Origin of the sequence: uncultured Shewanella sp., from assembly GCF_947491715.1 — a bacterium.
GTDB lineage: Bacteria > Pseudomonadota > Gammaproteobacteria > Enterobacterales > Shewanellaceae > Shewanella.
This window is the reverse complement of the sequence record NZ_CANLKR010000021.1, coordinates 87806-102674: the sequence shown is the minus strand read 5'-3', so window position 1 is coordinate 102674 and position 14869 is coordinate 87806. Positions and strand designations below refer to the sequence as shown.

The 14869-nt window shown below is 41.1% G+C and carries 13 protein-coding genes and 1 pseudogene; 3 read left to right on the top strand and 11 right to left on the bottom strand.

Annotated features, from left to right (window positions below; genetic code table 11):
- Positions 1-114 precede the first annotated feature (114 nt).
- The 5 genes from Q0779_RS14990 to Q0779_RS14970 form a co-directional block, all read right to left on the bottom strand.
- On the bottom strand, positions 115-759 hold the full coding sequence (locus Q0779_RS14990) for an SCO family protein (protein WP_298773697.1): 645 nt from the start codon (positions 757-759) through the stop codon (positions 115-117).
- A 55-nt stretch (positions 760-814) separates the two neighbouring features.
- Positions 815-1717 (bottom strand): heme o synthase, encoded by a 903-nt coding sequence (gene cyoE / locus Q0779_RS14985; protein ID WP_298773696.1) that lies wholly within the window; start codon positions 1715-1717, stop codon positions 815-817.
- 23 nt (positions 1718-1740) lie between these two features.
- Complete coding sequence (locus tag Q0779_RS14980) at positions 1741-2724, bottom strand: heme A synthase (RefSeq protein ID WP_298773695.1); 984 nt, start codon at positions 2722-2724, stop codon at positions 1741-1743.
- The gene (locus Q0779_RS14975) at positions 2724-3269 is read right to left on the bottom strand and encodes a hypothetical protein (RefSeq protein ID WP_298773694.1); all 546 of its coding nucleotides are present in this window, start codon (positions 3267-3269) and stop codon (positions 2724-2726) included. The genes Q0779_RS14980 and Q0779_RS14975 overlap by 1 nt, the downstream gene beginning before the upstream one ends.
- A 158-nt stretch (positions 3270-3427) precedes the next feature.
- Positions 3428-4216 carry an SURF1 family protein gene (locus Q0779_RS14970; RefSeq protein WP_298773692.1) on the bottom strand — a complete coding sequence of 263 codons (789 nt, stop codon included), beginning with the start codon at positions 4214-4216 and terminating at the stop codon, positions 3428-3430.
- Here Q0779_RS14970 and Q0779_RS14965 point away from each other — a divergent pair.
- On the top strand, positions 4164-4382 hold the full coding sequence (locus tag Q0779_RS14965; RefSeq protein WP_298773690.1) for a DUF2909 domain-containing protein: 219 nt from the start codon (positions 4164-4166) through the stop codon (positions 4380-4382). The two genes, Q0779_RS14970 and Q0779_RS14965, sit on opposite strands and share 53 nt — an antisense overlap.
- Before the next feature lie 270 nt (positions 4383-4652).
- On the opposite strand, the gene Q0779_RS14960 is transcribed toward Q0779_RS14965, so the two are convergent.
- The 6 genes and pseudogenes from Q0779_RS14960 to lexA form a co-directional block, all read right to left on the bottom strand.
- Positions 4653-5528 (bottom strand): cytochrome c oxidase subunit 3, encoded by an 876-nt coding sequence (locus tag Q0779_RS14960; RefSeq protein WP_298773688.1) that lies wholly within the window; start codon positions 5526-5528, stop codon positions 4653-4655.
- A complete protein-coding gene (locus tag Q0779_RS14955; RefSeq protein ID WP_298773687.1) occupies positions 5525-6094 on the bottom strand; it encodes a cytochrome c oxidase assembly protein in 570 nt (189 codons plus the stop codon). The genes Q0779_RS14960 and Q0779_RS14955 overlap by 4 nt, the downstream gene beginning before the upstream one ends.
- 2 nt (positions 6095-6096) lie before the next feature.
- Complete coding sequence (ctaD, locus tag Q0779_RS14950; RefSeq protein WP_298773704.1) at positions 6097-7686, bottom strand: cytochrome c oxidase subunit I; 1590 nt, start codon at positions 7684-7686, stop codon at positions 6097-6099.
- Between the two features lie 69 nt (positions 7687-7755).
- Positions 7756-8850, bottom strand: a pseudogene (gene coxB, locus Q0779_RS14945) (cytochrome c oxidase subunit II); the annotation flags it as partial.
- A gap of 804 nt (positions 8851-9654) precedes the next feature.
- Positions 9655-10137 carry a SulA-like leucine-rich domain-containing protein gene (locus Q0779_RS14940; RefSeq protein WP_298773702.1) on the bottom strand — a complete coding sequence of 161 codons (483 nt, stop codon included), beginning with the start codon at positions 10135-10137 and terminating at the stop codon, positions 9655-9657.
- 229 nt (positions 10138-10366) lie between these two features.
- Entirely contained in the window at positions 10367-10984 is a 618-nt protein-coding gene (lexA, locus tag Q0779_RS14935) for a transcriptional repressor LexA (protein ID WP_298773685.1), read from the bottom strand.
- A gap of 147 nt (positions 10985-11131) precedes the next feature.
- Between lexA and plsB the strand changes: the two genes are divergently transcribed.
- Both plsB and mtr read left to right on the top strand, forming a co-directional pair.
- The gene (gene plsB / locus Q0779_RS14930) at positions 11132-13555 is read left to right on the top strand and encodes a glycerol-3-phosphate 1-O-acyltransferase PlsB (RefSeq protein WP_298773683.1); all 2424 of its coding nucleotides are present in this window, start codon (positions 11132-11134) and stop codon (positions 13553-13555) included.
- Positions 13556-13566: 11 nt separating this feature from the next.
- On the top strand, positions 13567-14817 hold the full coding sequence (gene mtr, locus Q0779_RS14925) for a tryptophan permease (RefSeq protein ID WP_298773681.1): 1251 nt from the start codon (positions 13567-13569) through the stop codon (positions 14815-14817).
- The last annotated feature ends 52 nt before the right edge of the window (positions 14818-14869 follow it).

The following is a 14869-nucleotide window of genomic DNA, read 5'->3' as shown; positions in this document are numbered from 1 at the left end:
CCCTCAACTCAATGCCTTGCCTAAACGCGTTTTAATTCCAGCTGAATCCTGCATCTTCAAGTGGTTTGGGTATAGTCCCCATTGAAGGGTCGTTCAATGGGTAAACATTTTTTCTTAATATGAGTAATGTTCTGCTATTTGAGTAATATCGGCAATCAGCTCACTATTTTTGATTTGTGGAGTGATACCTGGGCTTGGAGATTGAGGCTTGATGATAGCGATTTTTTCGCCTTTTGGTGAGATAAGTGCGTATGATGCACTATGATCGACTTGATAGTTTTCTGCTTCACCCACCATGGCATAAACAAAACCTAAGCTTCGAGTAAAGGGCATTAGTACTTGATGTCCTGCTGTTGCCGCAATGAATTCAGGATTGAAAAAATTAATGTAATCTTGCAGTTTATCTTGTGTATCTCTTTGTGGATCGACCGAGACAAAAATCACTTGTATATCTAAGTGATTATTAAGCTGAGCCTGAGCGGCAGTGAGTTTACTCATTGCTGTTGGGCAAACGTCGGGACAAGAGGTATAACCAATAAAAATGAGACTCCATGTATTCATTAATTGCTGGTTGGTGAAGCGTTGACCTTGTTGATCTAATAGCTCAAAAGGGGGCAATATACGTGCTTCAGGGAAAAGATAACTGGTTTTTAATACAAGAGGTTTTTTGTGGTCTTGTTCTTTCCACTGATTCGCCGCGACGACACCTAAGGTGAGTAAAATGATCCCACTGATAATGAACAAGCTGATTTTTCTCATAAAAGATCCTTTTTTCTCCCTTTATCCTGATGATTTAAAAGGGAGGATATGTGAGTTATTGTATCCAAATATAATGATCAATAAGAAGTGCTGCGAATAACAACATCAACTGATAAATTGAGAAACGAAATAATCCCATGGCTAATTCAGGTTTATCGCTGAACTTTAATGCCCAAGCTTTATAAATAAACATACCGCTAAGTAAGCTGGAACAAACAAGGTATAAGGGACCTGACATACCGACGAGTACGGGTAATAAGCAGGCGATGGCCATTAATAGTGTATATAAAAAAATACAGGTTTTTGTGAATGCAACCCCATGCGTCACAGGTAACATGGGGACATCCACTTTGGCATATTCATTTTTTCTGTGAATCGCGAGTGCCCAAAAATGAGGGGGTGTCCAAGTAAAAATAATAATGACCAATAAGAGCGCGTTACCATGAAACTCACCACTGACGGCTGTCCAGCCAAGTAAGGGAGGCATGGCCCCAGCAAGCCCTCCCACCACAATATTTTGTGGTGTGGCGCGTTTTAAATAAGCGGTATAAATAACAGCATAGCCAATTAAGCTGGCAAAAGTGAGCCATGCGGTGAGTGGATTCACTTGGGTATAGAGTAAAATGAACCCCACTATGCTGAGGGTCACTGAAAAAAGTATGGCACGAGGTATGGATATTTTTCCTTGGGGCAAAGGACGATTATCGGTGCGAGACATTAAGCCATCAATGCGGCGATCAATTAAATGATTAAATGCTGCAGCGGCTCCCGCCATCATTGCAATTCCACTGAGCCCATAGAAAACGGCAGAAAAAGATAATGTGCCTGGCATGGCGAGGCACATTCCCACAAAGACGGTGAGTAACATTAAGGCGACGACTCTAGGTTTGGTCATTTCTAAGTAAGTGCGCCATTGAGGTAATGGTGGGGTAATAGGTAAAGAAAGTAACTTATTCATTTCAAACTCCTTAAAATAAGATGTTATGCTTTACGCCATAATGCGTAATTGATAAATACAAGACTCAATAAGAGTAAGGCCGCACCTGCGTTATGCGCAGCAGCGATACCCAGAGGAAGGTGAAAAATCACGTTACTGATCCCTAACCCTATTTGCAGTCCAACCAGAATGAGTAATACCCAAGCCGCTTGCTTTAAAGTCGCTGAGCGAGCACGCTTCATGAGTTTATAAGCCAATGTGACTAACATGATGGCGGTGACAACTGCCCACAAACGATGGGCAACATGTATTGTCATACGAGCTGGATATTCCAATACGCCAAATTCAAAGCTGGAATGCTCACCTTGAAAGGGTGAAAAAGCCTTGATAAAGTCAAGATTTTGATACCAATTTCCTTCACAAATAGGCAGAGCAGTACAGGCCATGGCAGCATAATTTGCTGATGTCCAGCCTCCTAAAATGATTTGTATAACCAGTACGCTTAAACAAGCCAGTGAAAATGTCGCTAGGGTTTTGGCTTGAGGATCGCCGTCGATAATTCTCAAAGGCTTAGTGCGTAAATATAGCAATAAGACGAGGGAGATAATGGTGAAACCTCCCAGTAGATGAGACATGACCACAATGGGCATGAGTTTCATTGTGACTGTCCACATACCTAAAGCGGCTTGAAATAGAACTAACCCTCCTATAAATAAGGGTAAGTTTTTTGGTGCATTAGCGGTTTTAAGGCATAGCCATAAAATCATCATGACTAATAGACCTAAGGTTCCCGCAATATAGCGGTGGATCATTTCTAGCCATGCCTTATCGGATTCGACGGTGAATTCTGGAAAAGCGCGTTCAGCTTGGCTGAGCTCATGGGCTTGAGTGGGGACCTTTAGCATGCCGTAACATCCAGGCCAATCAGGGCACCCTAATCCTGCATCGGATAGGCGAGTATAAGCGCCCATTAAAATGACGCATAAAGTAAAGATCAAGGTGATTTTTAATAACGGACTGAGATGCATTAGCCTATCCTCGACAATTTAAGAAGCTTGCGAAGATCGGCTATCAGGGCTTTACCTTGCATTATCTGCGCATCTTTATTGAGTACGATAGGGTAGCTCATAATGAGGCTGCCCAAGGGATCGACAATAATGAGTTTTTGCTCACTTAATAGTGCGGCTAGTTTGTCGTTGACTGAGTGAGTGATAAATTGGTAAGGCAATAAGGCTGAAATGTCACTGTGTTCATCGAGCATGATAACGGGATGCACTCTATCTTTTTCTTTTCCAAGTGCTGTGTGGCTTTGCTGTAAAATATAGAGACGATTTTGGCATTTTAGCTGGCAATTTTGGGGTAGTAGATACAATATTTGCCATTGTTGCGGTTTAGGGTTTTTCATCATTAAACTGGCATAGGTTGTATCGGCCGCAATTAAAGTGCCATTATTGGTGGCGCCTCCTCGGTAAAGATCCATACTGAGCACTAATTTAGCTAGGGCTACGGGAAGGATAAAGGCTAACATTAAGATGATTAGCGTATTTTTTCCATTTTGCTTAGTGGAGTTCATTCCATCTCCTCATACTTTAGTTGATGAGTATTGTCTAGCGCACATAGAGGCTGACTCAGAGTGTGAACTAGCGAATATAATCACTTCCCGAAGCGGCTAGGAAGGTATTGTTTTATAAGTACAGGTGATTAAAAAGTTTTTTAACTCTTTAATCAGTATCACCTTATTTGCTTTTTTATTTCTCGAAATAGTAAACCTCCCATAATCAAAATAAACACCGCTGCCATGACAAACCATTGCAAGGCATAGCCTTTGTGTTTATCTGCTACCATAGGAAAAGGTTTCCATGGATGGGGTAAGGTATGCGTGTGAAGCCTATCGGGCTGGAGTACTGCTGGAGCCAAGGTGTGGTTAAGTTCTTGCTCTAACTGTTCTAAATTTAGATTTTGAATGCGTTTAGGCCAACCTTTTTCAGCCATTAAGTCCTGGCTCATTGGATTGGTTTGTTTGTTATAAAGGCGGCCTGTTAAGGTCATTGAGTTTGGTATAGTCTTGATAGACGGCAAAATTTGTCTATTGCTACTGGCTGCGATAAAGCCTAACTCGACTAATAGCCAAGGAAGGTGGGGGAGAACTTCCACCGCTTGGTAAGCTAAATACCCTACTTGTCCTTGATAAACTTGATTATCCAATAGCAGAATATGATTTGACGTTGGATTGATGTCAGTTTGCAAACGAAGCCCTGTATATTGGGTCTGGTTAGGCAGAGTGAGCAACTGAGTATAATTGAGTGCTGTTTGATTGCTTCGTAAAGTGAGTTCTTGTTGCCACACTTTTTTTTCTTGATATCGATCTAGTTGCCACATACCTAACTTGACCAAAAGTGAAAACACGCTCACAGTAGAGATCAAAATAAATAGCCCAGATTTTGTGACTATCTTTTGAGGAGTAAGAATGGATCTCTTGTTGTTATTTAAGTTTTGTTTAGTGCTGCTACTGCTATTCATGATTGTTAACCTAGGCCGTGCTTGGTATGTCATGGTCAAAGGGAAAAAATCGGCCCCAATGAGTCGTTTTTTAGGGTGGCGAGTGTTATTTGCTTTGATTGTCATGGCATTACTCGTGATTGCTTCCTTATCAGGATTGATTAGTCCTCATCCCCGACTTGACTGACTCCCCTTACGGGTTGTTGATGTGTATAACAAACTCAAACCTATGTATGTTTGAGCTTGTTATATCTCTGTCATACCTCAAGAAGCCTGTTTTCAGAGTGCGTAAAAATATGTTATTCAAGGCACACTCTTACCAGTAACGAGACACGTTTTTTATGCCGCATTATTGAATGTTGACTTAGAATTTGTAAGCTGAAAGTTCAAATAACTTACCTAAAAGACTCAATATTCCAATCATATATGGCATATCTAAGTCTCACGTATATCCTGCTTAAAGCACATAGACAAATACAAAGAGGCACAGCCAAACGACATCGACAAAATGCCAGTACCAGCTTCCTGCTTGAAAGGCAAAATGTTTATCGTGGGTAAAATGTCCTTTTGCAATGCGAATAAATAATACGAATAGGAAGACAGTGCCTAAAGTGACGTGCATACCGTGTATACCTGTCAATAAGAAGAAGGTGCTGCCATACACACCGGCATCTAAGGTTAAGCCCATGACTTGGTAAGCATGCGTGTATTCGAGCACTTGAAGCATAAGAAAGGCAGCGCCTAAAATGATGGTGGCACCAAGCCAAGCCTTGACAGGTTTTCGGTTGTCATTTTCTAAATTAACGTGGGCAAAGTGTAGCGTAATGGATGACGTGAGTAGAATGAGGGTGTTATAAAGCGGTAATCCCATCCAGTCCATCGCTTGAGTTAACCGGCCGTCCGGTGTTGTCTCAAGAGGCCAAACGGCGACAAATTCAGGCCAAAGAATCGCTGCGGTCATAGCATTATTAGAGGCACCGCCTAACCAAGGAACGGAAATCATTCTGGCATAAAACAAGGCGCCAAAGAAAGCTGCGAAGAACATGACTTCTGAGAAAATAAACCAGCTCATTCCTTGCTTAAAGGAACGATCCATTTGGGCTGAATACAACCCTGCCATGGACTCTGCAATTACGGTTCGAAACCAGCCAAAGACCATAAAAATAATCACGGCAATTCCCGCAATTAATGTATATTTTCCTAATGTGGCTTCAGTTCCCATTTCTGAGATATAAGTGCCTGCACCAAAAGCGATGAGGAATAACCCCATTGCGCCGATAATGGGCCAAGCACTTTGAGAAGGGACGTAGTAATGTTCATGTTTGGTTGTCATTTTGCTGCTCCTTGCTCTAGTGCATCGACATAACCTTTGTCGGTGATATTGTAGAGTGTATAAGAGAGGGTCAGGGTTGATATGTTGTCCGGTAATGCGGGATCGACATAGAATATTAGCGGTAAATCTGCATTTGATTTGGGTGTTAACGTTTGCTGATTGAAGCAAAAACATTCTGTTTTATTAAAATAGGCCGCGCCCATGCCTGGTGAGACAGAAGGAATGGCCTGACCGACAATCTGCTTATTTGATAAGTTTTCTGCCGTAAAGTGAGTACGGACTAACTCTCCTGGATGGACCTTCATACGATTGACTTGTGGAGTAAACTCCCAAGGCATATCTTTTTGCACTTGGGAGATAAACTCGACGGTAATGGTTCGACTTTTATCGACTTCATTATCAATATATCGACTGGCCGTATTTTGTGTTTTTCCGTTGATCCCCAGTTGTTCGCAAAGTACATCGTAAAGTGGAACTAAAGCAAAGCCAAAACCAAACATAGAGATTGCTCCTAATAAGAGAAAACGAATTAAGCGTTTATTTGAATTTGCTTTATTTTTATCCATGATTATTTGATCACTGGTGGAGTTGAGAAAGAATGATAAGGGGCAGGGCTGGGCAGATCCCATTCTAATCCTTCAGCGCCTTCCCAAGGTTTAGCGGGGGCTTTTTCACCGCTTCGAATACACTTTATTAACACGACTAAGAAAATCAGCTGAGACAGTCCAAACGCAAATCCACCAATAGAGACGATTTGATTAATATCGGCAAATTGAATCGCGTAATCAGGGATCCGTCTTGGCATACCCGCTAGCCCAAGGAAATGCATAGGGAAGAATAAGACGTTGACTGAGATGACAGAGCACCAGAAGTGTAACTTACCTAAACGTTCGTCATACATACGCCCTGTCCATTTGGGTAACCAGTAATATACGGCGGCCATAATGGTGAAAATGGCACCGGTCACGAGGACATAATGAAAGTGAGCGACAACAAAGTAGGTATCATGATATTGGAAATCTGCGGGCGTAATGGCGAGCATCAAGCCTGAAAATCCACCTATGGTAAACAAGACTAAGAAGGAGATTGCAAAGAGCATTGGGGTTTCAAAGGTTAGTGATCCTCTCCACATGGTTGCGACCCAGTTGAAAATTTTGACGCCAGTTGGCACAGAAATGAGCATGGTGCAATACATGAAAAAGAGCTCGGCAAAGACTGGCATCCCTGTAGTGAACATGTGATGCGCCCACACTAAAAACGATAAAATGGCGATACTGGCTGTGGCGTATACCATTGACGAATAACCAAAGAGTTTTTTACGGCTAAAGGTGGGAATGATGGCAGACATGATCCCAAAAGAAGGTAAAATCATGATGTATACTTCGGGATGGCCGAAGAACCAAAAAATATGTTGAAACATCACGGGATCGCCACCGCCAGCGGCTTCGAAAAAGGAGGTACCGAAATATTTATCGGTTAATACCATAGTGACCGCACCGGCAAGTACAGGCATAACCGCGATAAGTAAAAAGGCGGTGATGAGCCAAGTCCAAGCAAATAAAGGCAGCTTCATCCAAGTCATACCAGGTGCACGCATGTTGATTACTGTTACGATGACATTAATGGCACCCATAATGGAACTAATGCCCATAATATGCACAGAAAAGACAAATAAAGCGGTGCTATCTGGACTGTATTGAGTTGATAATGGCGCATAGAAGGTCCAACCAAAATTAGGGGCCCCGCCTTCCATAAATAATGAACTCAATAGAATAATGAAAGCAAAAGGTAGGATCCAAAAGCTCCAATTATTCATTCTCGGCAGCGCCATATCAGGCGCGCCTATCATCATAGGAATTAACCAATTGGCTAATCCTGTAAACGCGGGCATGACGGCACCAAAGACCATGACCAAACCGTGGACTGTGGTCATTTGGTTGAAGAAATTGGGGTCGACTAATTGTAATCCTGGCTGAAATAATTCAGCGCGGATCACCATTGCCATCAGACCACCGGTCAAAAACATAATGAAACTAAACCAAAGATAAAGTGTTCCTATGTCTTTATGGTTAGTGGTTAACAACCAACGCATAATGCCTTTTGGTGGGGCATGGTGCCCATCATCGTGATCTTGCTCAGGATTCAGTGTGTCTTCCATGCTAACTTGATTTTCTGGGGTCAAAGTATTCATATTATTTCCTTATTGACCATGACTATTAACATGAGCAGCTTGAACGACATCACCTGTCTCATTGCCCCAAGCGTTACGTTCGTAAGTGATGACAGCAGCAATATCTTCTGCAGAGAGTTGTTTTTTGAATGCTTGCATTGCAGTACCTGGTTTGCCATTGACAATGATTTCAATGTGCTTGCTGATTTCTCCCATGACAATGGGGCTGTCTTTCATTGCAGGAAAAGCGCCTGGTAGTCCCATTCCATTGGGTTGATGACAAGCGGCACAATAGGTCAGATACACTTGCTCGCCTCTTTCCATGAGTTCTTCCATTTCAAGAGTGACGGCCAATGATGCTTCTTCTTCTAAAGCCGCTAAGGTGGCTTCTTGTTGCTGGGCTGCGAGCCAAGCTTCAAATTCATCTTCAGGTAAGGCCTCAACCACGATGGGCATGAAACCATGGTCTTTACCACAAAGTTCGGCGCATTGGCCTCGGTAAATGCCTGGTTCATCTATGTGTGTCCAAGTTTCATTGATGAATCCAGGATTGGCGTCTTTTTTAATCGCGAAGGCGGGCACCCACCAAGAGTGGATAACATCATCAGATGTGAGTAAGAAGCGGACTTTACGGCCTATTGGAACGACTAAGGGTTTATCTACTTCAAGTAAGTAATGCTCCCCTTTAGGTGCATTTCCTTCAATTTGATCTCTGGGGGTCGACATTAAGCTATAAAATTCGACACCTTGATCAAAATAACTGTAATGCCATTTCCATTGAGAGCCTGTCACTTTAATGGTTAATGCGGCATCATTGGTATCTTCCATCGCAATTAATGTTGTCGTCGCCGGAATGGCCATACCAATAAGAATGATAAATGGAATAACAGTCCAGAGGATCTCGACTTTTGTACTTTCATGAAAGTTAGCGGCGACAGCGCCTTTAGATTTTCGATGATAAATCATCGAATAAATCATGATACCGAAAACAACTAACCCTATGGCACAACAGATATATAAGATAGTCATGTGCAGGTGATACACTCTGCTACTGATATCTGTTACGCCTTCGGTCATATTTAAAGGCATTTCTGCTGCCAAGATTGCTGGCGTTAAGAGTAACGCCAAAGCACCACACCACAATTGCTTCACTAGACTTCTCCTTCGTCGTAGACAAAGAAGAGTTACACAGGAAATCTTTGCTCTATGTGAACTCTTCAGTTCTCAAAAAAGCAACGATGACTTCAAAGTACTCATGCAGTGGTTAATATAAAAATAAGACCATTACTTTTATTTCCACAGAGCACCTACGGCTGACTATATCAGGCCAATTTAGTCTTTGTATGGCATGGACGAGATTAACAATTGCTTTTCAATCCTTGAATAGGGCTAATCAGGAGCATATTAAATTGAATATTTTAATGAGTATTAATTTTTAATATTTAATTAAGTAAGTTCTCATAGAAATATAATCAAAGACAAACGACGAATCGCTCAGATATAACAAATTATCGTTGTTATAGCGGTATACATTACTTAATGTTCGAGTATTGTTCAAGCGTGTTTTTTATTCTATATACATAAAGTTGGTCACAAAAAGCATGAATAGATAAACTATTAAGCCTGATAACTGAGGGAGATTCGGGATTATAATTCACTTGGTTTACTTCCCAACCTAGTGTGAAAATAATAAAAATGTGATCTTGATCACTGTAAAAGGAGTCAAGATAAACTCGTTAACATATATTAAGTGAAATTGATAGATAACCTTGAGGGATTTTATTATTTTATTGATGTTATATTAAGAAATATATTTTCGTATTTTCAATTTAATATTGCTATTTATGTTTGATAATAGAAGTTCTCGTTTAGACAATAATGATATTTTTGCTAAAAAATGCATTAAGACTCAGTAGTGAATAACTCTTGAACATGAGTCTTAAAGAGAGATGCTATTCAGTGTAGCTCATTTTTTAACAGTGGGTGTTTTGTTGAATAGAGTCTTAATGACTCTGCTTGAGTCATATTGGGGCTGATATTTTCTTTTTTGTCGAGAATGTAGCCAGTGGCGCAGGCTTTGTTTGCAATGATTTGCAGCCTTCTATTATCTCGACTATTAAGCTCTTTAGTCCAAGTAATCACAGCACTACATGTGCCACTGGTTAATGCTTTTTCCATTGCCCATAGTGATTCAACTTCATCTTTAGCATGTACCAATAATATTCTGTCCATTCTGACACCTGCTTTTTCCAATAGGGACTTATAGCCGATATTAGGAGGACTTATCAGCACTATCCAGCGGCCTTTCTGGCTTAAACTGGCGAGGTCGTGGCTGACATGCCGCAGTTCTTCAGTCCCCTGAGACTGAGTATTGATAATAGTGATGCTATGGTTTAATGCATCAAGTTGAGGAGTGGAGGCTTCTTGATAGTGCCACAGACCGGGGTGATGGGCTGGTGTGCTGGTTAAGGTTACCGAATGTTGTTTGGTTTTATTTATTTTTTTCAAAGTAGTAACCTCCAAGGAAAGGATACAGCGTGAGTAGACTACACTGATATATTGCTCATTTATTAAGGAGTAAAATATGATTAATGTGAGTGTGAAAATGGATAAATACGCTGTTAAGTCACCGTACTTATCCTATCGAAATAAGCGATAAAAAAGTGTATTACTGCCAATTACCGTTACGGATCACACCTACCGCTAAGCCTTCAATATTGAAACTTTGCTGAGTTAAATCAATTTCAATGGGGGAGTAAGCTTCATTTTCAGCATGTAAATAGACGGTATGTCCTTGCTTTTCAAAGCGCTTAACAGTGACATCATCTTCGACTCTGGCAACAATAATTTGTCCATTTCGAGCTTGTTGTATTTTGTGTACAGCTAACAGATCGCCTTCAATAATCCCGATATCTTTCATACTATCACCGCGAACTCGCAGCAAAAAATCAGCTTGAGGGCGAAACATACCAGGGTCAACTTGGTAATGTTGTTCGACATGTTCTTGGGCTAAAATAGGCTCTCCAGCAGCTACTTGACCAATCAGCGGCAAACCTAAATCGGCTTCAGTATCGACTTGAGTTAATCTGATACCACGAGAAGTGCCTGGAATGATTTCTATACAGCCTTTTTTGGCTAAGGCCTTTAAATGTTCTTCGGCGGCATTAGCGCTTTTAAAGCCCAAACGTTTGGCAATTTCTGCCCGCGTTGGTGGCATACCTGTATCGGCGATATTTCGCTTTATGAGGGTTAAAATTTCGTCTTGTCGTTTGGTGAGCGGTCTCATAGTCAACCCTGTTTTTCTATACAGTAACTGTTAGTATATACAGTATTTTTTTGAGTGCAAGTATTAAGCAAGTTTTACGCTAAGCAAATGTTTTTATTTTCTGATAGTATGTGGCGATATTGGAATCGCTTACACTGTAAATTAATAATGTCTAAACAAGACTCGCTTTGGTATAAACCGCTTCGTTGGATCCAGAAAAAGTTAGTACATACTATTGTTGTACCACAAGATCCTTTTGAAGATCTTAATCTTGATCCTAACCGTCCTTTCGTTTATGTGATGAAAACCGAATCGATGAGTGACATCGCCGCATTAAGTGAAGTTACTGAAAAGATCGGATTGCCAAGCCCTTATAAATCGCTCGAGTTTAATGGGATCACCACACCTAGAGTGGTGTGTTTAGAAGGCGCAAAACCTATTTTTGGACAACGAGTAAGTGCTGAGCATTATACTCATTGGTTTAAACGATTGCTAAGAGCGCACAAGAGTAGCCCAAAACTGGATATTCAATTAGTGCCAGTGAGTTTGTATTGGGGCAGAACGCCAGGTAAAGAAGACGACACCATGAAGGCGGCAGTATTAGAGCGGGAGAATCCCACTTGGTTGCGTAAGTGTTTAATGATCTTATTTTTAGGGCGGCATAATTTTGTGCAATTCTCCAGTGCCGTTTCTTTACGTTATATGGCAGATGAGCATGGTACCGATGAGCGTATTGCGCATAAGTTAGCGCGTGTTGCCCGTGCGCATTTTAAGCGTCAACGTATGGTGATGACAGGACCTGAGTTGCCCGATCGTCAAACGATGTTTCATGCATTGCTGAAATCTGAGTCATTGCAAAAAGCCATCAAAGAAGAAGCCAGTAGTAAGAGAATTTCTGAGGCAGAGGCGAAAGCTAAAGCCATGGAATACTTAGATGAAGTGGCCGCCAATTATTCAGATAGTTTAGTGCGTATTGCGGAGCGTTTTTTAACTTGGCTTTGGAACAAGTTATATAAAGGGATCAATATCAAAGGCGCAGAAGAAATTCGTCAATTGCATCATGATGGCCATGAAATTGTTTATGTACCTTGTCACCGTAGTCACATGGACTATTTGCTTTTATCTTATATTTTATATTATCAAGGCATGGTGCCACCGCATATTGCTGCGGGGATTAATTTGAACTTCTGGCCCGCAGGTCCTTTATTTAGGCGCGGTGGTGCTTTTTTTATTCGTCGTAGTTTTAGAGGCAATAAACTTTATACCGCCGTGTTTAGAGAATATTTATCCCAATTATTCTCTAAAGGGTATTCTGTTGAATATTTCACTGAAGGTGGGCGTTCAAGAACAGGTCGGTTATTACCCCCTAAAACGGGCATGATTGCGATGACTATCAATAGCGTGCTTAGAGGGGTTGAACGTCCCGTGACTTTGGTACCGGTTTACTTGGGCTATGATCATGTGATGGAAGTGAAGACTTACCATAAGGAGCTTCGAGGGCATAAAAAAGAGAAAGAATCAGTGTGGCAAGTTTTTGGTGCGATCCGTAAACTCAGTAACTTCGGTCAAGGCTATGTAAATTTTGGTCAACCGATCACCTTAAGTCATTTTTTGACAGAGCAAGTGCCCAATTGGCGAGAAGATGTCGCACTTGATCCTGAGCAAAAACAACCTTGGTTTACTCCTGTTGTTAATAATCTCGCGAGTAAAGTGATGACTTACATCAATGATGCTGCCGCGGTGAGTTCCGTGACGTTAACGAGCTTAGTGTTATTGGCTTCAGAGCGTAATGCTCTAGAGCGAAGTTTATTGGAAAAGCAGCTGGATTTATATCTGCATATTTTAAAGGCACAGCCTTATACCCAATATATGTCTTTACCTGATGGTAATGGTCAGGGTTTAGTGGATCAGGTATTAGAGCTAAATAAAATTGTGGAAACTCAAGATCCATTGGGGGATATTATTTCAATTGATGATACCCATGCTGTTACTATGACTTATTATCGTAATAACATGATCCATTTACTGATTATCCCTTCGCTTATTGCCAGTTATTTGATGAGGCAAGATCATGGTACGCGAGCCGATCTCATTGATGTAGTTAATGACTTTTATCCTCTGCTAGAAGCTGAGCTTTTTATGGGGTTAGATAACCCTGCTCAATATGTTAATCAAGTACTCGATGTTTTTATTGATGAAGGGCTTATCACTGAAACTCAAACGCTTGATCTTGTTGAGTCTAAATCTGCGCAAGTACTCTTATTGGCCGATACAGTGAGTGAAACGTTACAGCGTTATGCCATTATCTTTAATCTTTTGACGGTTTTTCCAGATATGGAGCGCTCAGATCTTGAACGTGAGAGCCATCGCTTAGCTAAGCGTTTAGGGGCATTACATGGTATTACTGCGCCTGAATTTTATGATAAAAAGTTGTATAACACATTGAGCGTAAAGCTTAAAGAGTTAGATTACTTTAGCGATAATGGGCCTCATGTTGATGTCAAGCGTATACAAGAGAGGGTCAATGTATTGTTACGTTCATCGGTGAGGCAAACCATAGTCGATAGTGTTGCTGCGGAGCTTTCCTGTTAATGGCTATTTCAATGCAATCAAAAGAGACATCAAATGCTAAATCTCATCGTTCCTTATTAGGGGGGGCGATGATTATTGCAGGAACAGCTGTCGGCGCGGGAATGTTTTCTTTACCTGTTGTTGGTGCGGGAATGTGGTTTGGCTATGCAAGTTTAATGTTATTGGGTGTGTGGTTTTGCATGTTGGCATCAGGTTTATTATTGCTTGAGACTAATTTGCATTTTAACCCTGGGGATAGTTTTGATACCTTAACTAAGGTGACATTAGGGCAGTTTTGGCGAGTGATAAATGGCGTCTCTATTGCTTTTGTGCTCTATATTTTAACCTACGCTTATATTAGTGGAGGGGGGTCAATTGTCGATCATAGTTTATCCAGTTTTGATCTCGAGTTGCCTCAGAGTGTGGCTGGGCTTATTTTTTCCTTAGTACTGTCGATGATTGTCTTTATCAGCACCAAAGCGGTGGATCGTATTACGACGATTATGATCGGTGGCATGATTATCACTTTCTTTCTTGCTATTGGTAATTTATTACTTGATGTGAATACGGTTAAACTATTTCAACCCGATGGTTCTGCTATTTTTGCTCCTTATCTTTTGGCTGCGTTGCCCTTTGGTTTAGCCAGTTTTGGTTTTCACGGCAATGTGCCAAGTTTAGTCAAATATTATGGTAAGGCGCCTAAAACAATAATTAAAGCGATAGTGATTGGAACGTTAATTGCCTTAGGGATTTATCTATTGTGGCTCATTGCTACAATGGGCAGTTTAGCAAGAAGTCAGTTTGTCGATATTATCGATCAAGGCGGTAATATGGGGGTATTGGTCGCGGCATTATCTCAAGTCATCGACAGCGAATGGCTAAATACCATGCTTAATCTTTTTGCAAACTTAGCGGTGGCTTCTTCTTTTTTAGGCGTCACATTAGGTTTATTTGATTATTTAGCGGATTTATTTAACTTTGATGGTTCTAGAAAAGGGCGTTTGAAAACGGCTGCCGTGACCTTTATTCCGCCTACTGTTATGGGGATTTTGTTCCCTAATGGATTCCTTGTTGCGATTGGTTTTGCGGCTCTTGCTGCTACTATATGGGCTGTGATAGTGCCAGCTATGATGGCCTATCAATCTCGGAAATTATTTCCTGATAGTACTAGCTTTAGAGTTTTTGGTGGCACACCGCTGATAGTGATAGTGATTTTATTTGGTATTATTACCGGTGCGTGTCATTTACTTGCCATGGCTGATTTATTACCTGTATTTGGTTAAAGTGATAAATTCAATAGGCGGGCTTAATGAGTAAATGGTTTTTTTTCTTTTA

What these genes read in the sequence shown, in the direction of transcription:
- Q0779_RS14990 (WP_298773697.1), bottom strand. Translation starts at nt 759, where the DNA reads ATGAGAAAAATCAGCTTGTTCATTATCAGTGGGATCATTTTACTCACC.
- cyoE (WP_298773696.1), bottom strand. Translation starts at nt 1,717, where the DNA reads ATGAATAAGTTACTTTCTTTACCTATTACCCCACCATTACCTCAATGG.
- Q0779_RS14980 (WP_298773695.1), bottom strand. Translation starts at nt 2,724, where the DNA reads ATGCATCTCAGTCCGTTATTAAAAATCACCTTGATCTTTACTTTATGC.
- Q0779_RS14975 (WP_298773694.1), bottom strand. Translation starts at nt 3,269, where the DNA reads ATGAACTCCACTAAGCAAAATGGAAAAAATACGCTAATCATCTTAATG.
- Q0779_RS14965 (WP_298773690.1), top strand. Translation starts at nt 4,164, where the DNA reads ATGGATCTCTTGTTGTTATTTAAGTTTTGTTTAGTGCTGCTACTGCTA.
- Q0779_RS14970 (WP_298773692.1), bottom strand. Translation starts at nt 4,216, where the DNA reads ATGAATAGCAGTAGCAGCACTAAACAAAACTTAAATAACAACAAGAGA.
- Q0779_RS14960 (WP_298773688.1), bottom strand. Translation starts at nt 5,528, where the DNA reads ATGACAACCAAACATGAACATTACTACGTCCCTTCTCAAAGTGCTTGG.
- Q0779_RS14955 (WP_298773687.1), bottom strand. Translation starts at nt 6,094, where the DNA reads ATGGATAAAAATAAAGCAAATTCAAATAAACGCTTAATTCGTTTTCTC.
- ctaD (WP_298773704.1), bottom strand. Translation starts at nt 7,686, where the DNA reads ATGGAAGACACACTGAATCCTGAGCAAGATCACGATGATGGGCACCAT.
- lexA (WP_298773685.1), bottom strand. Translation starts at nt 10,984, where the DNA reads ATGAGACCGCTCACCAAACGACAAGACGAAATTTTAACCCTCATAAAG.
- plsB (WP_298773683.1), top strand. Translation starts at nt 11,132, where the DNA reads ATGTCTAAACAAGACTCGCTTTGGTATAAACCGCTTCGTTGGATCCAG.
- mtr (WP_298773681.1), top strand. Translation starts at nt 13,567, where the DNA reads ATGCAATCAAAAGAGACATCAAATGCTAAATCTCATCGTTCCTTATTA.